The 25,602-nt window shown below is 74.5% G+C and carries 23 protein-coding genes; 13 read left to right on the top strand and 10 right to left on the bottom strand.

Features of this window, described 5'->3' with window-relative positions; all coding sequences use genetic code 11:
- Positions 1 to 9: 9 nt before the first annotated feature.
- Positions 10 to 960 (bottom strand): cobalamin biosynthesis protein, encoded by a 951-nt coding sequence (locus tag AC3ANM_RS00425; protein ID WP_488286168.1) that lies wholly within the window; start codon positions 958 to 960, stop codon positions 10 to 12.
- Between the two features lie 297 nt (positions 961 to 1,257).
- On the opposite strand from AC3ANM_RS00425, the gene AC3ANM_RS00420 reads away from it, so the two are divergent.
- The 6 genes from AC3ANM_RS00420 to AC3ANM_RS00395 all read left to right on the top strand — a co-directional run bounded on the left by AC3ANM_RS00420 (position 1,258) and on the right by AC3ANM_RS00395 (position 7,048).
- A complete protein-coding gene (locus AC3ANM_RS00420; protein WP_488286167.1) occupies positions 1,258 to 1,977 on the top strand; it encodes an SCO2322 family protein in 720 nt (239 codons plus the stop codon).
- A 25-nt stretch (positions 1,978 to 2,002) separates the two neighbouring features.
- Entirely contained in the window at positions 2,003 to 3,151 is a 1,149-nt protein-coding gene (locus tag AC3ANM_RS00415) for an energy-coupling factor transporter transmembrane component T (RefSeq protein WP_488286166.1), read from the top strand.
- Positions 3,148 to 4,848 carry an ABC transporter ATP-binding protein gene (locus AC3ANM_RS00410; protein ID WP_488286165.1) on the top strand — a complete coding sequence of 567 codons (1,701 nt, stop codon included), beginning with the start codon at positions 3,148 to 3,150 and terminating at the stop codon, positions 4,846 to 4,848. Before AC3ANM_RS00415 ends, AC3ANM_RS00410 begins: the two co-directional genes overlap by 4 nt.
- The gene (locus AC3ANM_RS00405) at positions 4,848 to 5,636 is read left to right on the top strand and encodes an ECF transporter S component (RefSeq protein WP_488286164.1); all 789 of its coding nucleotides are present in this window, start codon (positions 4,848 to 4,850) and stop codon (positions 5,634 to 5,636) included. Before AC3ANM_RS00410 ends, AC3ANM_RS00405 begins: the two co-directional genes overlap by 1 nt.
- Positions 5,633 to 6,184 (top strand): bifunctional adenosylcobinamide kinase/adenosylcobinamide-phosphate guanylyltransferase, encoded by a 552-nt coding sequence (gene cobU / locus AC3ANM_RS00400; protein WP_488286163.1) that lies wholly within the window; start codon positions 5,633 to 5,635, stop codon positions 6,182 to 6,184. Before AC3ANM_RS00405 ends, cobU begins: the two co-directional genes overlap by 4 nt.
- Positions 6,185 to 6,271: 87 nt before the next feature.
- Positions 6,272 to 7,048 (top strand): adenosylcobinamide-GDP ribazoletransferase, encoded by a 777-nt coding sequence (locus AC3ANM_RS00395; protein ID WP_488286162.1) that lies wholly within the window; start codon positions 6,272 to 6,274, stop codon positions 7,046 to 7,048.
- Here the strand turns inward: AC3ANM_RS00395 and AC3ANM_RS00390 are convergent.
- Both AC3ANM_RS00390 and AC3ANM_RS00385 read right to left on the bottom strand, forming a co-directional pair.
- Positions 7,045 to 8,280: an RNA polymerase sigma factor gene (locus AC3ANM_RS00390; RefSeq protein WP_488286161.1), complete on the bottom strand. Its 1,236-nt coding sequence runs from the start codon at positions 8,278 to 8,280 to the stop codon at positions 7,045 to 7,047. The genes AC3ANM_RS00395 and AC3ANM_RS00390 overlap by 4 nt on opposite strands.
- A gap of 18 nt (positions 8,281 to 8,298) precedes the next feature.
- Complete coding sequence (locus AC3ANM_RS00385; protein WP_488286160.1) at positions 8,299 to 8,691, bottom strand: YciI family protein; 393 nt, start codon at positions 8,689 to 8,691, stop codon at positions 8,299 to 8,301.
- A gap of 143 nt (positions 8,692 to 8,834) precedes the next feature.
- Between AC3ANM_RS00385 and AC3ANM_RS00380 the strand changes: the two genes are divergently transcribed.
- Complete coding sequence (locus AC3ANM_RS00380; RefSeq protein ID WP_488286159.1) at positions 8,835 to 9,362, top strand: DinB family protein; 528 nt, start codon at positions 8,835 to 8,837, stop codon at positions 9,360 to 9,362.
- Positions 9,363 to 9,430: 68 nt separating this feature from the next.
- On the opposite strand, the gene gcvT is transcribed toward AC3ANM_RS00380, so the two are convergent.
- Positions 9,431 to 10,537 (bottom strand): glycine cleavage system aminomethyltransferase GcvT, encoded by a 1,107-nt coding sequence (gene gcvT / locus AC3ANM_RS00375; protein WP_488286158.1) that lies wholly within the window; start codon positions 10,535 to 10,537, stop codon positions 9,431 to 9,433.
- A 172-nt stretch (positions 10,538 to 10,709) separates the two neighbouring features.
- On the opposite strand from gcvT, the gene AC3ANM_RS00370 reads away from it, so the two are divergent.
- Complete coding sequence (locus tag AC3ANM_RS00370; RefSeq protein WP_488286157.1) at positions 10,710 to 12,224, top strand: leucyl aminopeptidase; 1,515 nt, start codon at positions 10,710 to 10,712, stop codon at positions 12,222 to 12,224.
- A 96-nt stretch (positions 12,225 to 12,320) separates the two neighbouring features.
- Here AC3ANM_RS00370 and AC3ANM_RS00365 read toward each other — a convergent pair whose 3' ends face one another.
- From AC3ANM_RS00365 to AC3ANM_RS00355, 3 genes are all read right to left on the bottom strand, one after another.
- Positions 12,321 to 12,512 (bottom strand): DUF5302 domain-containing protein, encoded by a 192-nt coding sequence (locus AC3ANM_RS00365; protein WP_488286156.1) that lies wholly within the window; start codon positions 12,510 to 12,512, stop codon positions 12,321 to 12,323.
- 139 nt (positions 12,513 to 12,651) lie between these two features.
- Complete coding sequence (locus AC3ANM_RS00360) at positions 12,652 to 13,929, bottom strand: glycoside hydrolase family 3 N-terminal domain-containing protein (RefSeq protein ID WP_488286155.1); 1,278 nt, start codon at positions 13,927 to 13,929, stop codon at positions 12,652 to 12,654.
- Between the two features lie 34 nt (positions 13,930 to 13,963).
- Complete coding sequence (locus AC3ANM_RS00355) at positions 13,964 to 14,299, bottom strand: hypothetical protein (RefSeq protein ID WP_488286154.1); 336 nt, start codon at positions 14,297 to 14,299, stop codon at positions 13,964 to 13,966.
- Positions 14,300 to 14,414: 115 nt separating this feature from the next.
- Here AC3ANM_RS00355 and AC3ANM_RS00350 point away from each other — a divergent pair, with 115 nt between their 5' ends.
- The 4 genes from AC3ANM_RS00350 (at position 14,415) to AC3ANM_RS00335 (ending at position 19,915) form a co-directional block, all read left to right on the top strand.
- A complete protein-coding gene (locus AC3ANM_RS00350) occupies positions 14,415 to 15,590 on the top strand; it encodes a hypothetical protein (RefSeq protein ID WP_488286153.1) in 1,176 nt (391 codons plus the stop codon).
- Positions 15,591 to 15,787: 197 nt separating this feature from the next.
- Complete coding sequence (lpdA, locus tag AC3ANM_RS00345) at positions 15,788 to 17,164, top strand: dihydrolipoyl dehydrogenase (protein WP_488286152.1); 1,377 nt, start codon at positions 15,788 to 15,790, stop codon at positions 17,162 to 17,164.
- Between the two features lie 30 nt (positions 17,165 to 17,194).
- Complete coding sequence (gene sucB / locus AC3ANM_RS00340; RefSeq protein ID WP_488286151.1) at positions 17,195 to 18,946, top strand: 2-oxoglutarate dehydrogenase, E2 component, dihydrolipoamide succinyltransferase; 1,752 nt, start codon at positions 17,195 to 17,197, stop codon at positions 18,944 to 18,946.
- A gap of 54 nt (positions 18,947 to 19,000) precedes the next feature.
- Positions 19,001 to 19,915 (top strand): TIGR01777 family oxidoreductase, encoded by a 915-nt coding sequence (locus AC3ANM_RS00335; protein WP_488286150.1) that lies wholly within the window; start codon positions 19,001 to 19,003, stop codon positions 19,913 to 19,915.
- Between the two features lie 69 nt (positions 19,916 to 19,984).
- On the opposite strand, the gene AC3ANM_RS00330 is transcribed toward AC3ANM_RS00335, so the two are convergent.
- A complete protein-coding gene (locus AC3ANM_RS00330) occupies positions 19,985 to 21,448 on the bottom strand; it encodes a serine/threonine-protein kinase (protein ID WP_488286149.1) in 1,464 nt (487 codons plus the stop codon).
- A 24-nt stretch (positions 21,449 to 21,472) separates the two neighbouring features.
- Between AC3ANM_RS00330 and AC3ANM_RS00325 the strand changes: the two genes are divergently transcribed.
- Complete coding sequence (locus AC3ANM_RS00325) at positions 21,473 to 22,201, top strand: Type 1 glutamine amidotransferase-like domain-containing protein (protein WP_488286148.1); 729 nt, start codon at positions 21,473 to 21,475, stop codon at positions 22,199 to 22,201.
- An 81-nt stretch (positions 22,202 to 22,282) separates the two neighbouring features.
- On the opposite strand, the gene AC3ANM_RS00320 is transcribed toward AC3ANM_RS00325, so the two are convergent.
- Positions 22,283 to 23,314, bottom strand: coding sequence for a Gfo/Idh/MocA family protein (locus AC3ANM_RS00320; protein WP_488286147.1), 1,032 nt, complete (start codon positions 23,312 to 23,314; stop codon positions 22,283 to 22,285).
- A gap of 61 nt (positions 23,315 to 23,375) precedes the next feature.
- Positions 23,376 to 25,553, bottom strand: coding sequence for an MMPL family transporter (locus AC3ANM_RS00315; RefSeq protein ID WP_488286146.1), 2,178 nt, complete (start codon positions 25,551 to 25,553; stop codon positions 23,376 to 23,378).
- Between the last annotated feature and the right edge of the window lie 49 nt (positions 25,554 to 25,602).

Below are 25,602 nucleotides of genomic sequence, written 5' to 3'. Positions count from 1 at the left end.
AGCAGCCCCCTAGCCACGACGGCCGCCCCGACCGGCCACCGCGACGACCACGGCCACGCCCAGCCCGGCGGCGCCGACCGCCCGCGAGAGGGACACGGCCCGCGGCAGGTCGCGAACGCGCACCTCGGCCCCACCGTCGAGCACGCCGCGGTCCTCGACCGCGTCCCCGTAGCGGTTGACGCCGCCCAGGCGCACCCCGAGGGCGCCGGCGAAGGTCGCCTCGACCGGCCCGGCGTTGGGGCTCGGATGGGCTGCCGCGTCGCGCCGCCAGACCCGCCACGCATCGCTGCTGCGGCCGCCGACCAGACCGGCGGCAGCGGTCGCCAGCAGGGCCGAGACCCGTGCGGGCACGAGGTTGGCCAGGTCGTCCAGCCGGGCCGAGGCCCAGCCGAAGCGGTGGTGGCGGGGTGAGCGGTAGCCGACCATGGCGTCGAGGGTGTTCACCGCACGGTAGGCCAGCAGGCCGGGGGCGCCGGCCACCGCACCCCACAGCAGCGGCGCCACGACCGCGTCGGAGGTGTTCTCCGCCAGGGACTCCACGCTGGCCCGTGCCAGCTGGGGCCCGTCCAGGCCGGTCGCGTCGCGGGCGCACAGGTGCCCCAGCCGCTGCCGCGCGGCAGGCAGGTCCCCGCTGTCCAGCAACCCGGTCATGGCCGCACCCTCGCGGGCCAGGCTGGTGCCACCGAGGACGGTCCACGTCGCCGCGGCCACCACGACCGCCTCGGCCATCGCACCGGCCCGCGCCGCTCGCTCCAGCGCCCAGCCGAGGCCGCCGGCCCCGGCCACCAGGGCCACCGCGTATCCCGCTCCGCGCCCGCGGCTGTCCGCCCACCAGCGCCGCTCCGCCGCCCGGGCGACCCGACCGAAGACCGCCACCGGGTGCCCCCGGTGGGGGTCCCCGAGCACGGCATCGGCGGCGTAGCCCAGGACCAGCCCAGCCGCACGCGCGGTTCCGGTCATGGGGCATCCCTCCTCGTGACGACCAGCACTTTGACACCCCTCGATGCCGCGTGGGACGGTGCGCTCACCGCACGTCCGCAGTCAGGGGAAGCCGGTCCGAGTCCGGCGCTGTCCCGCAACCGTAGGCCGTCGGTGGCCCCGCCCCCGTGGCGACCCACCCGACGACGAGCCGGAGCACCTGCTGGGGTCGTCGGCTCCAGTGTTGTTCGTCCGTCGTGGAATGCGGACCGGAGCCGAAGGCGCAGACCTGGGCCCCGGCCCCTGCCCTTCTCGCCACCGGCCGCGAGGAGAGGTCTGATGTCCCACTCGCGCCCCGCAGCCCTGCGCGCCCCCGCGCGCCCGGCTGCCCTGCTCACCCTCGTCGCCCTGCTGGCGGCCCTGTTCACCGCACTGGCCCCGGCCGGCGCCGCGCACGCCGCGGCCTACCGCTACTGGGGCTACTACCACCTCCAGTCCGGCAAGTGGGCGTTCGCCCAGACCGGCCCCGACAAGGTCACGCCCAAGGACGGCGCCGTCGAAGGATGGCGTTTCGCGGTCGGCGACGAGAGCTCGACCCGCCTGCCCCGTGCGACCCCGTCCTTCGAGGACATCTGCGGCGCGACCCCGGCCGTCGCCGGGAAGAAGCGCGTCGGTCTGGTCCTGGACTACGGCCGTCCGGCCGACGCCGAGACCGGCACCCCGCCGGCGCCGGCCGCCAGGTGCGCGGTCGTGGACCCGCAGGCGACCGGCGCCGAGGTGCTCGCCGCCGTGGCCAGCGTCCGCGCCGACAAGGGCCTGACGTGCGCCATCGACAACTGGCCGACCACCGGCTGCGGCGGTGAGGTCAAGACGCTGTCCGCCGCCGCCAAGGCGGCCGACACCCCGGTGACCATCGCCGCCGCAAAGAAGGCCGACGCCCCGGCCGCGGCCAAGGCCGACTCTGGCACGTCCACCGGCACCCTGCTGCTCATCGGCGTGATCGTGCTCGTCGTGCTCCTCGTCGGCGGCGTGGCCCTGCGTCGCCGCAGCCGAGCCTGAGCACCCCTGTCCCGCAAGGAGACTCATGCTCCAAGCCGCCGATCGCCCCAGCCTCCCGCGACTGCTCCACCCGGTCGCGTGGTGGGTCTGGGGCATCGGCCTGGCCACCGCGGCCTCCCGCACCACCAACCCGTTCCTGCTGCTGCTCATCGCGGCCGTGGCGTGGTGGGTGGTGCTGGAGCGCCGTGAGTTGGGGGCCACCGATGCCTTCACCAGCTTCCTGCTCATCGGCCTGGTGGCGGTCGGCCTGCGCGTCGTGACCGCCGTCGTCCTCGGCGGCGGCGTGAGCGGCCGCGTCGTCCTCTTCCGGCTGCCGGAGGTCCCGCTTCCGGCCTGGAGCGCGGGCGTGCGGCTGGGTGGTGCGGTGACCCTGGAAGGGGTGCTCGCCGCGGCATACGACGGGATGCGCCTCGCGGCCATCCTCGCCTGCCTCGGCGCCACGAACGCCCTGGCGAGCCCGCGGCGGCTGCTGCGCTACGTGCCCGCGACGCTGTATGACGTGGGCACCGCCGTGGTCGTGGCCCTCACCTACGCCCCGCAGATGGTCGAGGACGCCGCCCGGGTGCGCGCCGCGCGACGGCTGCGCGGGCACACCGGGCGCGGGCTGCGCGAGATGGCCCGGCTCGCGGTGCCGGTGCTCGAGGGCGCCCTGGACCGGTCCCTGTCGCTGGCCGCGTCGATGGAGTCCCGCGGGTACGGTCGAGCCGTGCACCACAGCGTGGGCTCCCGGCGCCGCGCCAGCGCCCTCACGCTGGTCGGTCTGCTCGGGGTGCTCGCCGGGCTCTACGGCCTGCTCGACGGCTCCACCCCACCGCTGCTCGGGCTGCCGCTGCTGCTGCTCGGCGTCGTGCTCGCCGGCATCGCGCTGGCCACCGGCGCGCGTCGGGACCCGCGCACCCGCTACCGCCGTGACCCCTGGGCCCTGCCCGAGTGGGGGGTCGCCCTCTGCGGCCTCGTCCCTGCCGCCGCGCTCGTCGTCGGCGACCAGCAGGGCTGGGCCGGGATCACCCCGGTCCAGGTGCCGGCCACGCTGCCACAGCTCCCGCTGGTCGCGGTGCTCGCGATCGGGGTGGCCGCCGCCGCGGCGTGGCTGAGCCCCTGCCCGCCGCAGCGCGCGGCCCTCGCGGCCGCCACCCGTGCCGCCCCCCGCGAGAACGTCGAGGTGCCAACGTGATCGAGTTCCACGACGTCAGCGTGACGTATGCCGGTGCCGCGGCTCCCGCGCTCCGCGGCGCCGACTTCACCGTCCCCGAGGGTGAGCTGGTGCTCGTGGTCGGCCCGACCGGCAGCGGCAAGTCCACCCTGCTGCGCTGCATCAACGGCCTGGTGCCGCACTTCTCCGGCGGCACGCTGACCGGACGCGTCGTCCTCGACGGGCGCGACACCCGGACCCACCGGCCGCGGGACCTGGCCGACCTGGTCGGCGTCGTCGTGCAGGACCCGACCGCCTCGTTCGTCACCGACACCGTCGAGGAGGAGATCGCCTACGGCATGGAGGCGCTGGGCGTGGACGCCACGGCCATGCGCCGCCGGGTCGAGGAGACCCTCGACCTCCTGGGCCTGGCCGAGGTGCGCGGACGGTCCCTGCGCGACCTGTCCGGCGGCCAGCAGCAGCGCGTCGCGATCGGCGCGGTCCTTGCCGCCGGTCCGCGGATCCTCGTCCTGGACGAGCCCACGTCCGCCCTCGACCCCGTCGCCGCCGAGGACGTGCTCTCGGCCCTCACCCGCCTCGTGCACGACGTCGGCATCACCGTCGTCCTCGCCGAGCACCGGCTCGAGCGGGTCATCCACCACGCCGACCGCGTGCTGCTCGTCGACGACGGCCACGTGTCGGCCCTGCTGGAGCCCGCCGACGCGATGGTCGGCTCCCCCGTCTTCCCGCCGGTGATCGGCCTGGGCCGGGTCTCCGGCTGGGCCCCGCTGCCCCTCTCGGTGCGCGACGCCCGCCGACGGGCCGGGTCCCTGCGTCAGCTGCTCACGACCGACCACGAGCAGCGCCAGCAGGACCGGGTGGTCCCGGTCGGCGCCGCGCCTGGCCCTGCCGGTGGGCCCGCCCTGCGCGCGAGCACCCCGGTGCCCGCGACCCCGGCCTCGCCGTCGACCCCCGCGACCCCTCCGGTCGACGTCGCCGGCCTGGTCGTGCGCCGCGGCGCCGCCGTGGCGTTGCGCGGTCTCGACCTCCAGGTTGCCCCCGGCTCGGTCACGGCGGTGATGGGCCGCAACGGGGCCGGGAAGTCGACCCTGCTGGGCGCCCTCGCGGGCCAGCTCACGCCGGCCGCCGGCCGGGTCCGGGTCGCCGGCCTGACGCCCTCGGCGACGGCCCCGCGCGAGCTGGTCGGCCATGTCGGGCTGGTGCCGCAGGACCCGACGGTGCTGCTCTACGCCGACTCGGTGGCGCAGGAGTGCCGCGCGGCCGACGGGGACTTCGCCGCCGCGCCCGGCACCGCCCGCGCCCTGCTGCGCACCATCGCCGGAGACGTCCCGGACGAGGCGCACCCCCGGGACCTGTCCGAGGGGCAGCGGCTGAGCCTGGCCCTGGCGGTGATCCTCACCGGCCGGCCGCAGGTGCTGCTGCTGGACGAGCCCACCCGGGGGCTGGACTACCAGGCCAAGGCAAGGCTCGTCGTGGTGCTGCGGGACCTGGCCGCCGCAGGCCACACCGTGCTGCTGGCCACGCACGACGTCGAGCTGGCCGCCGAGGTCGCCACGGACGTCGTCGTCATCGCCGACGGCGAGGTCGTCGCTGAGGGGCCGGCACGCGGCGTGCTCTCCGGCTCGCCGGCGTTCGCGCCGCAGGTCGCCAAGATCGTCCACCCGCTGCCCTACCTGACGGTCGCCGACGTCACCGCCGCCCTGGAGCGCGCGTCGTGATGACCATCCGCTGGCAGGGCGCCGTCTCGCTCCTGCTGGTGACGGTGGTCGGCATCGCCTCCTTCGGCTGGCCGTTCATGGTCGACCCCAGCGTCGGCCTCGCCCACGGCCAGGACGCGCCCTGGCTCTTCGCGGTGCTGCTCGGGCTGCTCGCGCTGGTGGTCCTCGCCGAGGTGTCCGCCGGTCAGCTCGACGCCCGCGCCGTGGCCGTGCTCGGCGTGCTGGCCGCCATGGGCGGCGCCCTGCGGGTGCTGAGCGCCGGGACGGCGGGCCTGGAGCCGATGTTCTTCCTGCTGGTGCTGGCCGGGCGGGTCCTGGGCCGTAGCGCCGGGTTCGTCCTCGGCGCGCTGGCGGTGCTCACCGGCGCCTTCCTCACCGGCGGCGTCGGCCCGTGGCTGCCGTTCCAGATGATCGCCGCCGGCTGGGTGGCCCTCGGGGCCGCCCTGCTGCCCCCCGCCAACGGCAGGGTCGAGCGGACCATGCTCGCGGCATACGGGCTGGTTGCCGGGCTGGTCTACGGCGCGGTCATGAACCTGTGGTTCTGGCCGTTCATGGGTGCCAGCGCGCCAACCGGAGCAGGTTTCGTGCCGGGCGACGACGTCACCTCGAACCTCGGCCACTACGCCGCCTTCTACCTCGCGACCTCGCTCGGCTGGGACGTCCCGCGGGGCGTGCTGACCGCGGCCCTGGTCCTGGTTGCGGGCCGACCCGTGCTTGCTACCCTGCGCCGGGCGGTGCGTCGCGCCGCCTTCGACGCTGAGGTGATCTTCGAGGACCACGACCGATGACCACGACGCTCGTGACCGGCGGTGCCCGCAGCGGCAAGAGCCGATACGCCGAGAGCCTGCTGGACCACCGCGCCCGGGTGACCTACATCGCCACGGGAAACGTCCCCGACGGCAACGACCAGGAGTGGAGCGACCGGGTCTGGCGCCACCGGCTGCGCCGACCGGCCTGGTGGTCGACGGTCGAGACGCCCCGGCTCGCGGCCGCCATCGACTCCGCCTACTCCCCCGTCCTCGTGGACTGCCTGGGCACGTGGCTCACCCGCCAGATCGACGACATCGACGGCTGGGGCGACCCCCAGGGCACCGGCCGGCACCTGGAGAAGCGCACCGAGGAGCTGCTCACCGTGCTGCGCTCGGCCGTCGTCGACGTGGTGATGGTGACCAACGAGGTGGGCCTGTCCGTCGTCCCGGACACCGCGTCCGGCCGGCTGTTCCGCGACGAGCTGGGCCGCCTCAACGCGGCGGTCAGCGCGGCCTGCGACCGGGTGTTCCTCGTCGTGGCGGGGCGGGTCGTCGACCTGTCCGACTGCCCGGTCGTGCCGTTCTGAGCGGGCGCCGGCTCCACGTGCCGCCCGACGGCCTTCAGCCCGACCGCCGGCGGCCCCCGGAGCCACCAACCGGTCCTGGTCGCCCCCATGACTGACGGCCTGCGGCTGGCCTTCGGCACCCTGACGGCGCTGCCGGTGCCGCCGCCGCGTCGGGTCGACCGTCGGGTCGGGGGGCAGGCGATGGCCCTGGCCCCGCTGGCCGCGCTGCCCCTGGCTCTCGGCCTGGTCGCGGTCGCCGGGCTGCTCCACTGGTGGGCGGCACCGCCCTTGCTGGGCGCTGTCCTGGCGCTGGCGACCACCGTGCTGGGCACCCGCGCGATGCACCTCGACGGGCTCGCCGACACCGCCGACGGGCTGTCCTCCGGCTACGACCGCGAGCGCGCCCTGGAGGTCATGCACCGCAGCGACATCGGCCCCAGTGGCGTGGCCGCCGTGGCGCTGGTGCTGCTGGTCGACGCCGCGGCGCTGTCGGCGCTGGCCGGCTCGTGGACCGGGATCGCGCTGGCCGGGCTCTGCGTCCTGCTCAGCCGCCACGGGCTGACGTGGGCCTGCCGCGCCGGGGTGCCCTCGGCCCGACCGTCGGGCCTGGGCGCGACCGTCGCGGGCTCGGTCCCGCGGTTCGCCGTGGCCGTGGCCTCCGTGGGTGTGCTCGGTCTGTCGGTCGCGGTCGGGCTGCTGGCCGGTTCCCGGTGGTGGCTCGGGCCGGCGCTGTGGGTCGCCGCGGTGCTGGCGGGCCTGGCCGTGCTGCGCCGGTGCACGACGCGGCTGGGCGGCGTCACCGGCGACGTGCTCGGCGCCGTCGTCGAGGCCGGCCTCGCGGCGAGTCTCAGCCTCGCGGCGGTCCTCCTCCCCCACGCCGCCTAGCCGTCGTTGGTGGCGAGCCTGTTGAGGTAGCGCTGCTCGGGCACGCTTCGCGTCAGCTCCGCTGCGCGCAGGAACCCCGCCCGGGCCTGCGCACCTCTCCCCATCCGGAGGAGCATGTGGCCGGCGGCGGCGTGTCGTCGGTGGTTGGCCTCCGGCAGCCGGCTCAGGATCTCGAGCCCGGCCTGCGGACCGACCACCTCGGCGGTGGCGATCGCCCGCCCCAGGGTGACGGCGGGTGTCGGGTCGACCTGCTCGAGCATTCCGTAGAGCACCAGGACCTGCGCCCAGTCGGTCGACGTGGCCGAAGGCGCCTCGGCGTGAACCGCAGCGATGGCTGCCTGGAGCTGGAACGACCCGACGTAGCCCACAGGAAGTGTCCGCTCCAGCAACGCGGTCCCCTCGGCGATGAGCGCACGGTCCCAGCGCCCCCGGTCCTGCTCCTCGAGCGGGATGAGGTCTCCCGCCGGGTCCAGGCGAGCCGCGGCGCGGGCGGACGTGAGCAGCAGCAGCGCCAACAGGCCGGCGTTCTCCGGGTCGGCCGGCGCCAGGCGATGGAGCTCGCGCGCCAGGCGCAGGGCGGTCCGGTCGAGCAGCGAGTCCTGCCCCTCGTCCTGGCCCGGCGCTCGTTCCCCGAGGGAGTGGGCCTGGGTGTAGAGCAGCGCAATGGCGTGCCGCACGGCGTGGAGCCGGATCGGCAGCGCCGACCTCGGCGGCGGCTCGAGACGTGCGCCGGTCTCCCGAAGGGTCGCCTTCGCCCTGCTGATGCGCTGCGCCATGGTCGCCTCCGGCACGAAGAAGCACGCGGCGATCTCCCGTGTCGTCAGGCCGCCAACGGCACGCAGCATCAGTGCCACCTGGGACGGCGGCGTCAACGCGGGGTGGGCGCACAGCACCAGCAGCAGCAGGGGGTCGTCCTTCCCGTCCTGGCCCGGGAGGGCGCCGTCGGGCACCACCGGCCCCACGGCACCGTCGAGACGGGCCGCCTTCTCCTCCCTCCGCCGTCGGGAACCGTCGGCCCGCATCATGTCGACCAGGCGGCGCTCAGCCACTCGCCTCAGCCAACCCGCGGGACTTGCCGGGACTCCATCGACCGGCCACTGCTCGGACGCCGCGACCAGCGCGAGCTGGACGGCGTCCTCACAGTCGGCGAAGCTGTCGTGGCGGCGGGCCAGCGCGGCCAGGACGTGTGGCGCCTCCCGACGCCACACGTCCTCGAAGTCAGCGGTGCTCAACGGTGCTCCACGGCCTGTCTACGACTCGTCCGACCCGCCGCTCATGACGGGACGCAGCTCGACCGTCTCTCCCGGGCAGCCGAAGAGCTGGGCGATCTCCTCCGCGCGTTCCTGGCTCTCCACGTCGATGAGGAAGAAGCCGGCGAAGTGCTCCTTGCCCTCCGCATAGGGCCCGTCCGAGGGGATCCGGTCCCCATCCCGCCAGCGGAACAGTCGCGCGCTGGAGGGTGCCGCGAGCGCCTCCGCGTGGACGAGCTCGCCGCGCTCCAGGACCTCGGCGAATCCCTTCTCGAACTCCCGGTTGAGGCGGTCCCGGTCTGCTTGGGCCATGGCCTGGCGCTCGGGCAGGTAGTCCGCCGTGGGGTGCCCCCAGGGGCGCGGGTTGGAGTGGATGAGGATGACGTACTTCACGACTGCTCCTTCAGGACGGTGACTGGTGCTCGGAGGCCGGTGGCTCCGTCATCCTGTCGGAGCAGCGACACGACTTCTCGACATCGTCGCAACTTCTCGCCGACGTCATGTCGAGAGGCGTCATGCAGCTCCGACCTCGGGACATGACACAGACGACAACGCCCCGTGACCCCGTGACCGAGGAGCTGCTGGGCTGGGTCCGGCACAGCACCGAGCGGGTCTGCCGCTCCGTCGAGGGACTGACCGACGCACAGGTGCGTGAGCCCGCGGCCCCCTCGGGATGGTCCATCGCCGGCCTCGTGGGCCATGTGCACGCGTGCACGTGGTTCTGGCTGCACCACGTCGCCGCCGGCCACCCGACCACGCTCGATGAGGACGCCCGCTGGGACAACGACCCGGAGCTGCCCGTCGCCGAGCTCCTGCCCCAGCTGCGCCGCGACACCGCACGGGCCTGCGCCGCGGTGGAGCATCTGGCCGGCGATGCAGCCCCGGGCTGGTGGCCCGAAGGAGCCTGGGGCGGCTATCGCCAGGAGACCATCCGGGGAGTCCTGCTCCACCTGCTGTACGACAACGCCGGCCACACCGGGCACCTGGACCTCGCCCGCGAGAACCTCGACGGCGGAGTCTGGGACTACGGCCGCAGTGCGGTCCGACGGCCAGGTGACGCCTGATGTCTCGCACCCCCGCAGAGTCTCTCGGTTTGCGGAGGACGCGCGGGCGAAGTCTGTCGGTGTGAGGATCAGTCGGCGCGGACGTTGACCTGGACGAACGGGGGCTTGACCACGCGGGCCTCGAGATCGCGGCCGCGCACGTCGACCACGACCGTGTCGCCCTCGACGGTGCCGGGCGCCAGCAGTGCCAGCGCGATGCCCTGCTTCAGCGTCGGCGAGAAGGTGCCCGAGGTGACCTCCCCGATGACCTCCCCGGAGGGTGAGCGGACCTCGCAGTGGGCACGCGGGATACCGCGGCCGGTGGCCAGCAGGCCCCAGGAGGTGCGGCGCGCGCCGGCGGCCTTCTCGGCGGCCAGGGCGTCGCGGCCCCAGAACTGCGGCTTCTTCCAGCCGACCGCCCAGCCGGCGCGGGCCTGCACCGGGGTGATGTCACGGCTCAGGTCGTTGCCGTGGAGGGGGTAGCCCATCTCGGTGCGCAGCGTGTCGCGGGCGCCGAGGCCGCAGGGCAGCCCCTCGAACGGCGCGGCCGCCTCCACGAGGGCGTCCCAGAGGGCGGGGGCGTCGTCCCACAGCGGGACCAGCTCGTAGCCGCGCTCACCGGTGTAGCCGGTGCGGCAGACGATGACCGGCCGGCCCTGCCAGTCGGCCTCGACGAAGGACATGTAGTCGTGCCCGGTCGGCAGCCCGAGCGCCTCCAGCACGGCGTCGCTGTCGTTGCCCTGGACCGCGATGACGCCGTAGCGCTCGTGCAGGTCGGTCACCTCGACGCCCTCGGGCGCGGCCGCCGCCAGCCGGCGCACGACCTCGGCGGTGTTGGCGGCGTTGGGGATGAGGAAGACGTCGTCGTCGGCCTTGAGGTAGGCGATGAGGTCGTCGACGACGCCGCCGTCCTCGTCGCAGCACAGGGTGTACTGCGCCTGGCCCGGCGCGATCCGGCCCAGGTCGTTGGTCAGGCACGCGTTGACGAACTCCGCCGCGCCCGGACCGCGGACGCCGGCCTTGCCCAGGTGGCTGACGTCGAAGATGCCGACCCGCTCGCGCACCGCGGTGTGCTCGCGCACGACGCCGCCGCCGGGGTACTCGATCGGCATCTCCCAGCCCCCGAAGTCGGCCATCTTCGCCCCGAGGGCGACGTGGCGGTCGTGCAGCGGCGAGGTCTTCAGCGTCGTCGTCATGACGCGCAACCTACCGCCACGACCGGGTGGCTATCCTCGGGCGGTGGGCCGCACCCGCCCGCGGTCGGACAGGGCACCTCGGTATGCCGTGTCCCTCGCCTCCGGAGGTGGCCCGCCCCCCGTTGCGGCGAAGCACAGCCGCACCCCCAGCACCTCGACGAAATGGACCCCCGTGACGACCCTGACCGTCTCCGACCGCTCCGCGAGCGACGTCAAGGCTGACGCCCTCGTCCTCGCCACCGTCAAGACCGACTCCGGCGCGGGCCTGGCCCCCGGGCACGGTCTGGGCAAGGCCACCGCCGAGCACCTGGCGACCGCGCTGAAGACGCTGTCCGCCAAGGGAACCCCCGACGAGGTCGTCAAGCTCCCGGCCGTGCCCGGCGTCACCGCCCCGCTGGTCGTCCTCACCGGCGTCGGCGCCGCGGCCCGCGGCGGGGCCTGGGACCACGAGGTCCTGCGCCGCGCCGCCGGTGCCGCGACCCGCGCCCTGACCGGGGTGGACAAGGTCGCGCTGGCGCTGCCCGGCTCCGGGGCCGCGGCCGTCGGCGCCGTCGCCGAGGGCGCGCTCTACGGCGCCTACGCCTTCGACGCCCACCGCAGCCAGCCGGCGACCAGCCAGCCGCCGAGTGCCCTGACCGTGCTCACCGACGAGGCCAAGGCCAAGGACGTCAAGGCCGCGGTGGCCCGCGCGACCACGCTGGCGGGCGCCCGCGCCTACGCCCGCGACCTGGTCAACACCGCGCCGAACCTGCTCTACCCGCAGACCTTCGCCGACTCGGTCAAGGAGCGCGCCGCCAAGACCGCCGTCAAGGTCTCGGTGCTGGACGAGAAGGCCCTGCTCAAGGGCGGCTTCGGCGGCATCATGGGCGTCGGCCAGGGCTCGGCCCGCCCGCCGCGCATCGTGACGATGACCTACGCCCCGAGCAAGGCCAAGGCCCACGTCGCCCTCGTCGGCAAGGGCATCACCTTCGACTCCGGCGGCCTGTGCATCAAGCCCCCGGCCTCGATGCTGACGATGAAGTCCGACATGGCCGGTGCCGCCGCCGTGGCCGCCACGGTCCTCGCCGCCGCCGAGCTCGAGCTGCCCGTCGCGGTCACCGGCTACCTGTGCCTGGCCGAGAACATGCCCGGCTCCAACGCCCAGCGCCCCGGCGACGTCGTCACCATGCGCGGCGGCAAGACGGTGGAGATCATCGACACCGACGCCGAGGGCCGCATGGTCATGGCCGACGGCCTCGTCCTCGCCGGCGAGCAGAAGCCGGACGCGATCATCGACATCGCCACGCTGACCGGCGCCCAGCAGATCGCCCTGGGCAACCGGGTCGCCGCCGTCATGGCCAACGACGACGTCCTGCGGGACGCAGTCCGGGCCGCCGGCGCCGTGACCGGCGACACCCTGTGGCCGATGCCGCTGCCGGCCGACATGCGCCCCAACCTCGACAGCCAGATCGCCGACATCGCCCACAAGGGCGACCGGATGGGCGGCATGCTCACCGCCGGCATCTTCCTCGGCGAGTTCATCCCCGAGCAGGACAAGGGCGAGGGCCGCATCCCGTGGGCCCACCTCGACATCGCCGGCCCGTCGTTCAACGAGTCCGCTCCGTGGGGATACACCCCCAAGGGCGCCACCGGCTTCGGGGTCGGCGCGCTCGTGGCCACCCTGGAGCGCTACGCGACGGCGGGCTGACCGCAGCCGCCCGCACACGGCATACAGCGCACGCGACGCCGGCCACCTCCCGTGAGGGGAGGTGGCCGGCGTCGTCAGCCCGGTATGCCGGGTGGCTCAGCCGCTCTTGCGGCGGAACATCTGCTGGGTGTGGGCCGGGCCGTGGGCGTCGTGGACCTTGGAGGGGTCGGACCCCCCGGTGACGTCCCGGCCGCCGTGGGCGTGCTTGCGCTCGAGTGCCTCGCGGAACTTCGCCTTGACGTCCTCGCTCGCGCCTTCCGGGTGCGGGGTGTCGTGACTGGCGGACATGCGTACCTCCTGCCTCGATGGTGGGCCCACACTCGCACGGGCGGCGACGCCCCACCACCGGATTTGGTCCGGAGGTCGCGCTGGCTCCGGGGGCAGACGGCGGGGCGCGACCTCAGGGCGAGGACGACGGCCCCGCGTCTCAGGGCAGCAGGTGGGCGGCGGCCTTGGCGCGCAGCACCCGCAGGGCGGCGGCGTCGACGGTGGCACGGAACGCCTTGTCCGACGACGCCCGGGCCAGCACCGCCTGCTGCATGGCGGCCACCGGGGTCGGGTCGACCACGAGGACCATGTCGCCTCCGGCGGCCAGGAACTGCACCGCGCGCGAGCCCGGGCTCCAGCGAGCCACCTGCCGCGCCGCCGCCAGGTCGTCGGAGATGACCACGCCGCCGAAGCCGAGGTCGTGGCGCAGCATCCCGCCGATCACGGTGGGCGAGAACGCCGCCGGGTGAGCGGGGTCGATGCGCGCGTAGGTCGCCGTCGAGACCATGACGAACGGCGTCCCCCAGTGCACGGCCGCGGCGAACGGGGCCAGCAGCGGGTCGTGCCGGGTCGTCACGGTGTCGGTGACCGAGGGGCTGGTGTCGGTGTTCTGGTGCACGCGGCCCAGGCCCGGGAAGTGCTTGACCGCCACGCCCACCCCGGCGGAGCGCAGCCCGGCGGCGAAGGCCAGCCCGTGGGTGGTGACGGTCGAGGTGGTGTAGCCGTACTCGCGCCCGAACACCCCGATCGGCGGGTTGGCCCGGGCCGCCGCCGGGCCGGGCACGACGTCGAGCACCGGCGCCAGGTCGAGGTTCACCCCGGACACGCGCAGCTGGTGGCCCCACCGCGCCGCCGCCGACTGCAGGCTCGCGGGCGACATCCCGCCCTGGGTCAGGGCGCTGGGGATGGCGGAGATGCCGGGACCGCTGAGGACCTGGACGAGCCCGCCCTCCTGGTCGGTCGAGACGAACAGGCGCACCCCGTCCGTGGCGGCGACGGTCGCGCGGGCCCGCAGGGCGGCCGCGGTGCGGGCCGGTGCGGCCGTCCCGCTCCGGCTGCGGCCGGTGAGCATGACGTTGCCGACGTGGTAGCGCGTGATCGTCGCCGCGGTCGCCGCGCTCGGCGAGGACGCGGGCGAGCCGACCATGAAGAGCTGGCCGACGCGCTGCGCCAGGCTCATCCGGGCCAGGGCGCGCTGGGCGGCGTCGGGCGTCGGCGCCACGTGCGGGACGGAGCCGGTGGCGGTGGCGGTGGGCGCACCCCGCGTGGTGCCGGGCGGCGTCGACGGCGCGGGCGAGCCGGTGGCCGTGGAACTGTGTGGCGAGGTCGAGGTGGTCGTGACCGACCGCTGCGCCTGGCCGGCGCCGCAGCCGGCCGCCACCACCCCCAGGAGGGTCGCGGCGGTCAGGGACGCGAGCAGCGGGAGGCGGGAAGGCATCGGCCCCATCCTCTCCTGCCGTCCCGGCCTGGGCTCACCGACGCCGCTGCCGGGAGGTCCACTCGCGCATCCGCCGTGGGTAGCCGGTCTGGTGCACGTCGTAGACGGGGATCCCCAGCGAGCGCGCGAACTCGAACGCCGCCTTGGGGGACGGGACGGCGCGGCGGGTCCACTCCCCGTCGTGCGCTACGAGCACGACCGTCGTCGCGGTGACGTTGGTGGCCGGCTCGACGTAGGCCTCGACCCCGCGGTGCGTGCGGGCGAAGTCGGCCAGGTAGGCGCGCACCGTCCCGGCGTCTATCGCCATGTCCGGCCCGTCGGCGCGACCCGCGCGCGAGCCGCGACGCCGCAGCCGGTCCCACCACCTCATGAGCCGACTGTAGGTCCGGCCCTGCTGCGGCGACGCGCATTTGGGCCTATCGGCGCGCGTCAGGATTGGGCAAAGTGGGACGTGTGCCGTGCGGCCGGGTGCGAGGCTCCCCGCCGTGCGCGCACCGCGGCGGTCCCGGTGGGTGGCCGGGGTCGTACCACCGGTCGCCCTGCTGGCGCTCGTCCCGCTGCTGCCCGCCGCGCCGGCCGCGGGCAGCCACCTGCCGGTGGGCACGACCACCACGACCACGACGACCACGACGACCGCCGCGACCACGAGCGCGACCTCGCCGGCGACGAGCACGGCCAGCTCGACCGGCACGACCAGCACGACCACGAGCGCCGCGGGCACCTCCATCGCCTCGCGGCGCACCAGCGTGGACGCCCTGCTGACGGCGACACCGAACCTCCTGTCGACCGCACCGCGCTGGCCCCTGGCCGCTGCCTGCACCACCGCAGACGCGACCTCCACCGGGCTTCCCGGTCAGACCTCCACCGGGAGCTCCGAGCGGGCGCTGCACGCGCCGCCGGGCGACCGGTTCTCCCCCATCAGCAGCCTCGGCCCGCACCTGCGGCTGCGCCGGGCCTACGCCGTGCGCGCCGGCCGGCTCGAGCCGGTCGACGGCCTCGACCACGTCCGCGCCTGCGACGCCGACCTGTGGCGGGTCGTCCTCACGGCCACCCCCGCGCCCGTGCGGTCGCACCTGGCCGAGCTGGTCGTCTTCGACGGCCCCGACGACTCCCCCGAGGGCCAGCTCCTCGGCGACGTCGAGCCCGCGGGCGACGACCCGGGCAGCTGGCGGCTGGCCCTGCGCCTGGACGCCGGCGACGACCACCAGCTGCTGCTCACCATCGCCCACGAGGTCGCCCACCTCGTCAGCCTTGGCACCGGGCAGATGGACCGCAGCCACACCGGCCGCGACTGCCCGACCTACCTGACCGTCACCGGCTGCCTGCGGCAGGGCAGCCTCCTCCTGGGCTTCCTGGACGCCGCGTGGACGACCGGCCTGTTCCGGGAGTGGGTCCGCGCCGACGAGCAGCCGACCGAGGCGGCCCGGCTCACCGCGCTGCGCACCTTCTACGCCCGGCACCGCACGGCGTTCGTCTCGCCCTACGCGGCCACCTCGCCGGAGGAGGACTTCGCCGAGTCGTGGGCCTCGTGGTGCGTCGACGGCACGGGCGCGACCCCCGAGGGCCGGGCCCGCACGGACTGGGTCGGGCGGGCCCTCGCGGCGGAGCGCGACGTCGCCTCCGGGTGCGCAGTCCTGCACGGCCTGTCCGCCCGCGGCTGACCCGCGGCATCCCCGTCCCGTAACCCGCGCGCGGGCGCGAGGCGCCGCGCACCCGGGCACGCGGCATACCTGCGTGCGACTCCGCCGTGAAGAAGTGACAAGATGCCTCCTGACGCCTCCGCCACCGCCGGTATGCCGTGCGGCGGGCTCCGGGGGCACGATCAGGTCAGCGCGGAACGCAAGGGAGCGTCAGCGATATGTCGGCAGGTGCCGAGAACTTCGACATCGTCATCCTCGGCGGCGGCAGCGGTGGGTACGCCTGCGCGCTCCGGGCCGCAGAGCTCGGCCTGTCGGTGGCCCTCGTCGAGAAGGGCAAGCTCGGCGGCACGTGCCTGCACATGGGCTGCATCCCGACCAAGGCGCTGCTGCACGCGGCCGAGGTCGCCGACACCGCCCGCGAGGGCGAGCAGTTCGGCGTCAAGACGACGTTCGAGTCCGTGGACATGAAGGGCGTCAACGCCTACAAGGACGGCGTCATCGGCCGCCTCTACAAGGGCCTGCAGGGCTTGGTGAAGTCGCGCAAGGTCGAGCTGGTCGAGGCCGAGGGCCGCCTGGTCGCCCCCAACACCGTCGAGGCCGGCGGGCGCACCCTGGTCGGCAAGCACGTCGTCCTCGCCACCGGCTCCTACGCCAAGACGCTGCCTGGCCTGGAGGTCACCGGCCGCGTCATGACCAGCGAGCAGGCGCTCTTCCTCGAGGACGTCCCTGGCCGCGTGGTCGTCCTCGGCGGCGGCGTCATCGGCGTCGAGTTCGCCTCCGTCTTCCGCTCCTTCGGCTCCGAGGTCACCATCGTCGAGGCCCTGCCCCGGCTCGTGGCCGCCGAGGACGAGGCCATCTCCAAGCAGCTCGAGCGCTCCTTCCGCAAGCGCAAGATCGCGTTCAAGACCGGCGTGAAGTTCGCCGGCGCCACCCAGTCCGGCGACACCGTCACCGTCTCGCTGGAGTCCGGCGAGACCATCGAGGCCGACCTGCTGCTCGTCGCCGTCGGCCGCGGCCCCAACGCCAGCGGCATGGGCTACGAGGAGCAAGGCGTGGCCATGGACCGCGGCTTCGTCCTCACCGACGAGCGCCTGCGCACCAACGTCGCCGGGGTGTTCGCCGTCGGCGACATCGTCCCCGGCCTGCAGCTGGCCCACCGCGGCTTCGCCCAGGGCATCTTCGTCGCCGAGGAGATCGCCGGGCTCAACCCGCCGGTCATCGACGAGATGGGTATCCCGCGGGTCACCTACTGCGAGCCCGAGATCGCCTCCGTGGGTCTCACCGAGGCCCAGGCCACGGAGAAGTACGGCGAGGTCGAGACCTACGAGTACAACCTCGGCGGCAACGGCAAGAGCCAGATCCTGCAGACGCAGGGCTTCATCAAGCTGGTCCGCGAGAAGGACGGCCCCGTCGTGGGCGTCCACATGATCGGCGCCCGCATGGGCGAGCAGGTCGGCGAGGCCCAGCTGATCTACAACTGGGAGGCCCTGCCCTCCGACGTCGCGCAGCTCATCCACGCGCACCCCACCCAGAACGAGGCACTCGGCGAGGCCCACCTGGCTCTCGCCGGCAAGCCGCTGCACGCACACGCCTGACAGCCACCGCAGAACGAGGAGACACCACACATGTCCGAACGCGTGACCATGCCGGCCCTTGGTGAGTCGGTCACCGAAGGCACCGTGACGCGCTGGCTGAAGAACGTCGGCGACACCGTCGCCGTCGACGAGCCGCTGCTCGAGGTCTCGACCGACAAGGTCGACACCGAGATCCCCTCGCCGGTCGCCGGCACGCTGCAGGAGATCCTCGTCGGCGAGGACGACACGGTGCCGGTCGGCGCCGACCTCGCCGTCATCGGTGACGGCGCCGCGGCCCCCGCTGAGCAGGCCCCGGCCGAGCCGGCTCAGGAGCAGACCGCCGAGCAGCCGGTCTCCGAGGCGGCGCCGCAGGAGGCAGCCCCCGAGCAGGCCGCCCCGGCCCAGCCTGCGCAGCCCGCCTCCGGTGGCGGCGAGGTCTCCGGCGGCACCACCGTGACCATGCCGGCGCTGGGCGAGTCCGTCACCGAGGGCACCGTCACCCGCTGGCTCAAGGCCGAGGGCGAGCAGGTCGAGGTCGACGAGCCGCTGCTCGAGGTCTCCACCGACAAGGTCGACACCGAGATCCCCTCGCCGGTCGCCGGCACGCTGACCAAGATCCTGGTCGCCGAGGACGACACGGTGCCGGTCGGCGCCGACCTGGCCATCGTCGGTGGTGAGGCCGCCGCCGCGCCGGCCCAGGAGGCCCCGAAGCAGGAGGCCCCCAAGCAGGAGGCTCCGGCCGCCCCCGCGCCGCAGGCCGCCCCGGCCCCTCAGGCCGCCCCGGCGCCTCAGGCTGCCCCGGCCCCTCAGGCTGCCCCCGCCCCGGCTGCCCAGCCGGCCGCCCCCGCGGCCCAGGCCGGCAGCGAGACGGACGCCTCGGCATACGTCACCCCGCTGGTGCGCAAGCTGGCCGCGGAGAACAACGTCGACCTGGGCTCGCTCAAGGGCACCGGCGTCGGCGGCCGCATCCGCAAGCAGGACGTCCTCGACGCGGCGGAGAAGGCCAAGGCTCCGGCTCCGGCCGCCCCCGCAGCCGCGGCGCCGAGCGCGGCCCCGGCCGCCGGCGCGCCGAGCACCCCGGCGGTCTCGCCCAAGCGCGGCACCACCCAGAAGATGAGCCGCCTGCGCAAGGTCATCGCCCAGCGCATGGTCGAGTCGCTGCAGGTCTCCGCGCAGCTGACCACGGTCGTCGAGGTCGACGTCACCAAGATCGCCCGTCTGCGGGGCAAGGCCAAGGGGGAGTTCGAGCGCCGCGAGGGCGTCAAGCTCAGCTACCTGCCCTTCCTGGCGCTGGCCGCGGTCGAGGCGCTCAAGGCGCACCCGAACGTCAACGCCAGCGTCGAGGGTGACCAGGTCACCTACCACGGCCAGGAGAACCTCGGCATCGCCGTCGACACCGAGCGCGGCCTGCTCGTGCCGGTGATCAAGAACGCCGGCGACCTCAACATCGCCGGCCTGGCCCGGGGCATCGCCGACCTCGCTGAGCGCACCCGCACCAACAAGATCACCCCCGACGAGCTCGGTGGCGGCACGTTCACGCTGACCAACACCGGCAGCCGCGGCGCGCTGTTCGACACGCCGATCATCAACCAGCCGCAGGTGGCCATCCTCGGCACGGGCGCGGTCGTCAAGCGCCCGGTCGTGGTGACCGACGCCGACGGTGGCGAGACGATCGCGATCCGCTCGATGATGTACCTCGCGCTGTCCTACGACCACCGGATCGTGGACGGCGCCGACGCGGCCCGCTTCCTCAGCACGATGAAGACCCGCCTGGAGGAGGGCGCGTTCGAGGCCTCCCTCTGAGGGAGCCTCACACCCTGAGCAGCACCTGAGCATGCCCTGACGAAGGAGCACACCATGCCGCAGCGCGTCGCCATCACCGGTTCCTCCGGCCTGATCGGCGGCGCGCTGTCGGCGTTCCTGAGGCAGCGCGGCGACGAGGTGCTGCACGTGGTGCGCCGCGAGCCGCGCACCAGCGCCGAGATCGGGTGGGACCCGCGGCACCGGCGCCTCGACCCGGCCGACCTGGCCGGCGTCACGGCCGTGGTCAACCTCGCCGGGGCCAACGTCGGTGCCAAGCGTTGGACCCCGGCTTACAAGCAGGAGATCTTCGCCTCCCGGGTCGATGCCACCCACACCATCGCCTCCACGCTGGCCGAGCTCGACGAGCCGGTGCGCCTGGTCAACGCGTCGGCGATCGGCCTCTACGGCAGCGACCGCGGCGACGAGGTGCTGACCGAGGACAGCGAGCCCGGGCAGGGCTTCCTCGCCGACGTCGTCCGGGCGTGGGAGTCGGCCACCAAGCCGGCCGCCGACGCCGGGCTGCCGGTCGCGATGGCCCGCACCGGCCTGGTCATGTCTCCCGACGGCGGGGCGTTCGAGCGGCTGCTCACCCTGGGCCGCCTGGGACTGCTCGGTCCCCTGGGCTCCGGGCGGCAGTTCTGGAGCTGGATCACGCTGCGCGACGTGGTCCGGGGCTACGCCCACCTCGTGGACCGGCCCGACGTCACCGGCCCGGTCAACCTCGTCGGCCCGGCTCCCGCCCGCCAGGCCGAAGTGGCCCGCGCGGTGGCGACGTGCCTGCACCGGCCGGCGCTCGTACCGGCGCCGGGGTTCGCCCTCAAGGCGGTCCTCGGCGAGTTCGCCGACGACGTCCTCGGCAGCGCCCGCGTGATGCCGAGTGTGCTGACCGCCTCGGGCTTCACCTTCGAGCAGGACACCCTCGAGCAGGCCGCGACCTGGCTCATCGACCAGGCCGAGCCCGCCGCCTGACGCGCCACGGCTCACCCCTGACAGGGTGACGCCTCCATCCTGACGTCGTCGTGACGCCCGTCGTCCGGCTCAGGCGTAGCCGGCGATCCGCCAGCCCAGTGACGTCCAGGTGAGCCGGAAGGTGAGCGCCCGGCCGGCCTGGCCCGCCAGCGTGCGCTTCGCGCCGTCCGCGCCGACCACGGCGTAGTCGGCCGTGTCGACCCGCGCGCGCACGGTCGCGGTGTCGCCGTGCCGGCTGCCCGAGGCCTCCCGCACCGTGAACCGCACCCCCTCGTAGCCGGCGCCCTGCGCCTCGAGCTGGGCGAACTGGGCCAGGTCGGTCTGGAGCGCCTGCGACCGCGGTGCGTCGACCAACGTCAGCAGCAGCCGGTCGTGCTCGACCCACGCCTGGGCCCGCAGGTCAGCCAGGTCCTGCAGCAGCGCGCGCGGCGCCGACTCCGCCGCGCTGCGGGCGCCGATGTGCGGCCCCAGTGCCCTGAGGTCCGGGCCGTGCGAGCCACGTCGCAGGACCGGGCCGGGCGACGGCGCGGCCTGCGGAGCCGGTGCCGGTGCCGGTGCCGGTGTGGCGATCGAGCGTCCCAGCCGCCAGGAGGCCACCGCCCCGGGCGCCGCCAGCGCCAGACCGGCGACCGAGCAGAGGGCGACCAGCGCCACCCGCCGCCGCGGCCGGGTCCGGCGGCTCGCCCGGGTCGGCGTCGCCGGTCGCGCCGCCTCGGCCCGCAGCCGGTGGGTCAGCTCCTGGGCCGGGTCGCTGCCCTCCCCCAGCCGGACCGGCTCCCCGGGCGCAGCGTCGAAGACCGCGAGGGCGAGCTCGCGGGCGCCCGGGCGGTCCTGCGGCTCCGGCGCGAGGGCACGCTCCACGGCCCCGACGAGGGCCGGCGGCGCCTGTGGCACCACGGTCGCCAGCGGCGGGCGAACCGCCGGGGGCGGCGGGACGGTCCCCGTCAGGGCGAGCCAGCCCAGCGCCCCCAGGGCATGCACATCCGCGGCGGGCGTCGGGGTGCCTCCGTCGACGACCTCCGGGGCGACGAAACCCGTTGTCCCGTGGACCTCCCCGTCAACCTCACCCACGAGCCGGGACACCCCGAGGTCGGCCAGCATGGGCTTGCCCTCCCGGGTGAAGAGCACGTTGCCCGGGGAGACGTCGGCGTGCACCACCCCGGCCTTGTGGAGGTCGGCCAGCGCCCCGGCCAGCGGGGTCAGGACGGTGACGGTCTCCCCCGGTGAGAGGTGGCCGCGGCCGGCGACGACGCCGGCCAGGCTGCCCCCGTCGGCCAGGTCGAGGACCAGCGCCAGGCCGCCGTCCGCGAGGGGCACCGCCTCGTGCAGCCGCACCACGTGCTCCCCCACCGTGCGGGACAGCACGGCCAGCTCGCGTACGGCCTGCGCCCGGGCGCCGGTTCCGTTGTCGGAGAGCACCTTCACGGCCACGCGCAGCCCGTCCCGCTCTCGCTCGGCGAGCCAGACGGTGCCGGAAGACCCTTGTCCGAGGCGGCCGAGGACGACACACCCCGGCACGGTGGGCTGGTTCATGAGGGACCCCCTAGGGTTTCGCGCATGGCAACCGACACCCCCACGATCCTGGCCACGTCCGGTGGATACCGGACGCACGAGCGGCTGCGCTTCGAGTTCGCGGAACTCGTCCACTATGCCGTGGATCTCTCCGGCGCCGACGCGCGTATCCCCAAGGTCTGCCACATCGGCACGGCCATGGGCGACCAGCGCTGGTTCAACGCGGAGATGGACGAGGCGGGCCGGCACGCGGGCTTCGCGATGAGCCACCTCAACCTGTTCACGATGCCAAACGTCGAGGACGTCGAGGGCCACCTGATGGAGCAGGACGTCGTCTGGGTCAACGGCGGTTCGGTGGCCAACCTGCTCGCCGTCTGGCGGGTCCACGGCCTCGACCAGATCCTGCGCCGCGTCTGGGAGGCCGGCGTGGTCCTCGCGGGCGTCTCGGCGGGCTCCATCTGCTGGTTCGAGGGCGGCACCACCGACTCCTTCGGCGCCGAGCTGCGCGCGGTCACCAACGGCCTGGGCTTCCTGCCCTACGGCAACGGGGTCCACTACGACAGCGAGGCCCGCCGCCGCCCGCTGGTGCACCGCCTCGTCGCCGACGGCACGCTGCCGGTCACGCACTGCACCGACGACGGCGTCGGCCTGGTCTACCGCGGCGCCGAGCTCGTCGAGGCGGTCAGCGAGCAGGCCGGCAAGGCCGCCTACATCGTGACGCGCGAGGGCGACGCCGCCGTCGAGGAGACCCTCAAGCCGCGCCTGCTCACCTGAGCCTGCTCCCGACCCCGACCCACCCGGTATGCCGGGTGGTCACCTGCGCGGTGACCACCCGGCATACCTCGCGTCCGGGGCTCAGGCGCCCGGGGTCCGGACCGGCACCACGGTCCCGGTCTCGGCGCTGATGCGCGCGGCGTCGATCACGGCGAGGGTGTGCACGGCGTCGCGCGGGTCGACCGGCATGGCGGCCTGCGGGTCACCGGCGGAGAGGGCGGCGACGACGGCGCGGTAGAAGTCGACCTGGCTGGAGGCGACCCGGCGCGCGGGGCGGCGCTCCTGCCCCGCGAACAGCCAGCCCGCGTGGTCGCCGTCGTGGTTGCGCAGGTCGTCGTAGACGCCCACGTCGCCCTCGAACTCGTTGAGCACGAACGCCGCCGACCGCCCGAGGATCCGCATGCGCGGTCCCGGCGCAGCTGCCACCGAGGTCGTGCCGAGGTGGCTGCGGACGCCGGAGACATGGCGACAGGCCAGGAAGGCCTCGTCCTCGGCTGTCGTGGTGTGGGCCGCGACCTCGGCGTAGACCGACTCGACCGGGCCGAAGAGGTCGACGGCCTCGTCGACGAGGTGGGTCTGCAGGTCCAGCATGATCCCGCCCCCGTCCTGCCACGCGGCGTTCTCGCGCCACCGGTCCTTGGGCTCGGGACGCCAACGCTCCCAACGGATCTCGGCCCGGAAGACCTCGCCCAGGGCGCCGTCACGGACGAGCTGGAGGGCGGTGGCGTGCTCGGCGTCGAAGCGCCGGTTCTGGAAGACGGTCAGCGGCACACCGGCCCGCTCGGCGGCCTCAACGACGGCCTGGGCGTCGGCGGCAGTGGTGGCCAGCGGCTTGTCGACGACGACCGGGATCCCGGCCTCGATGACCTGCCGCGCCTGGGCCGCGTGGGCGCCGCTGGGCGTGGCCAGCACGACCAGGTCGAGCCGGGGCACCGCGAGCAGCGCGTCGAGGTCGGGCACGACCTGCACGCCGGGGTTCTCGGCGCGGGCCTGCCCGGCGCGCTCGGCGTTCGAGGTCGACACCGCCGCGACCGTCAGGCCGGCGGCGCGCATCAGCGGCGCGTGGATTCCCTGTCCGGCGGAGCCGAACCCTGCAAGACCGACGTTCGTCACGGCTCGACCCTACGGCCCGCGCCGGGTCCACCGGACGCGGGCCGCCGCGCACCGCTGCGGCTCAGCGGGACAGGCGTCCGGGCCACCAGATGCGGCGGTCGATCTCGTAGGAGAACGCCGGCACCAGCAGCGAGCGCACCACCAGGGTGTCGAGCAGGACGCCGAACGCGACGATGAACGCGATCTGCACGAGGAACAGGATCGGCAGCACCGCCAGCGCCGAGAACGTCGCCGCCAGCACGACGCCGGCGCTGGTGATGACGCCACCGGTGACCGCCAGGCCGACGAGGATGCCGGGGCGCGTGCCCCTCTCGATCGACTCCTCACGCACCCGGGTCATCAGGAAGATCGAGTAGTCGATGCCCAGGGCGACGAGGAACACGAACGCGTAGAGCGGCGTCGAGGGGTCCGTGCCGGGGAAGCCGAACACGTGGTTGAAGACCAGTGCCGCGACGCCGAGGGTGGCCGCGAACGAGATGACGTTGGCCACGACGAGCACCACGGGCGCGACGAACGAGCGCAGCAGGAGCATCAGCACGACGAAGATGACCGCGAGGATCGCCGGGATGATGACCCGCAGGTCCCGTTCGCTGGCCTGGCGCACGTCCAGGTTGATCGCGGTGTTGCCGCCGACGAGCACCGACGGGCTGACCTTGTCGAGGTCGCGGCGCAGGTTCTCCACCACGGTCTCCGCCGCCGGGCTGTCGGCGGCCGGCGTGAGCGTGGCCTGCACGAGCACCTTGCCGTCGACGACCTTGGGCGGGGCGCCGGGGGTCTCGCCGACGACGACGGAGGCGACACCGCTCTCGCTGCGGGCCGCCGCGACGACGGCCTCGGCCTTGTCCGAGGGCGCGAGGATCTGGACCGGCGTGCCGGACCCGGCCGGGAAGTGCCGGGCCAGGACCTCCTGCCCGGTGACCGACTCGACCTTGTTGAGGAAGATCTGGGACTGCGAGATGCCCTGCGCCTTCAGGGTGGGCACGAACGCGATGCAGGCGAGCAGCAGCACGAGGGTGGTGACCCACACCCGGCGCGGGTGGCGGCCGACCAGGCCCGCGACGCGGCCCCAGATGCCGCGCTTGCCGACCGAGTCCTCCGCGTGGACGTGGTCGACGCGCGGGACCAGCGGCCAGAAGATCCGGCGGCCGAACAGCAGCAGCACCGCCGGCAGGAAGGTCAGCGCCGCGAGCAGGGCGCCGGCGATGCCGAGCGCCCCGACCGGGCCGAGGCCGCGGGTGTTGCCGAGCTGGGACAGCAGCAGGCACAGCAGGCCCAGGATGACGGTGGCGCCGCTGGCCGCGATCGGCTCGACGGCGGCACGCCAGGCCGCGCGCATCGCGGCCCACTTGCTCGGGTGGTCGTGCAGCTCCTCGCGGTAGCGGGAGACGAGCAGCAGCGCGTAGTCGGTGGAGGCGCCGACGACGAGGATCGACAGGATGCCCTGGCTCTGGCCGTTGAGGTCGATGGTGCCGTTCTTGGCCAGCGGGTAGATGACGGTCGCGGCGGCGGCCAGGCCGAACACCGAGGTGATGAGCACCGCGAACGGCAGGATCGGGCTGCGGTAGACGATGAGCAGGATGACGAAGACGACGCCCAGCGCCACGACGAGCAGGATCCCGTCGATGCCGCTGAAGGCGGTCACGAAGTCGGCGAGCACCCCGCCCGGGCCGGTGACGTAGACCTTCATCCCCTGCGGCGCCAGGGACTTCGCCGCCGAGGCCCGCAACGCCTTGGCGCCCTCGTAGAGCGCCGAGGAGCCCTGCAACGGCTGCGAGGCCTTCTTCCCGTCGAGCTGGACCGGCACCAGCAGCGCCTGCTTGTCCTGGCTCGGGACGGCGAACTTCGGCGGCTCCTTGAGGTAGTCCCCCAGGGACTTGCCCTTGCCCTCGAAGGTGAGGGCCGGGACACCGGCGATGAACTGCTGGACGGCCGCCTGGTCCGCGGCGGTGATGCCGCCGGGACGCTCGACGACGACGAAGTAGGGCAACGTGCTGGTGTCGGTGAACTTCGCGGCGAGCTGCTGCACCTCGGTCGACTCGGCCGACTTGGGCAGGAACGAGGCGTTGTCGTTCTTCTGCACCTCGCTGAGCTTGCCGACCAGCGGCCCGCCGACCCCGGCGAGGGCGAACCAGGCGAGGAGCACCAGCAGCACCGCCACCAGCCGGACCACGCGCGTCCGCCCCGGCGCCTTGACCCGCTCCGCGCTCTCCTGCTCCGCCGTGATGTCGTGCCGTGTCATGACCTGCCGCTCCCCAGCTCACCCGTCAGTTGGGCAAAGCCTATGTGCT

The organism is Oryzihumus sp. JJN4-3R (assembly GCF_057747915.1).
This window is presented reverse-complemented; position numbering and strand designations above follow the sequence as displayed.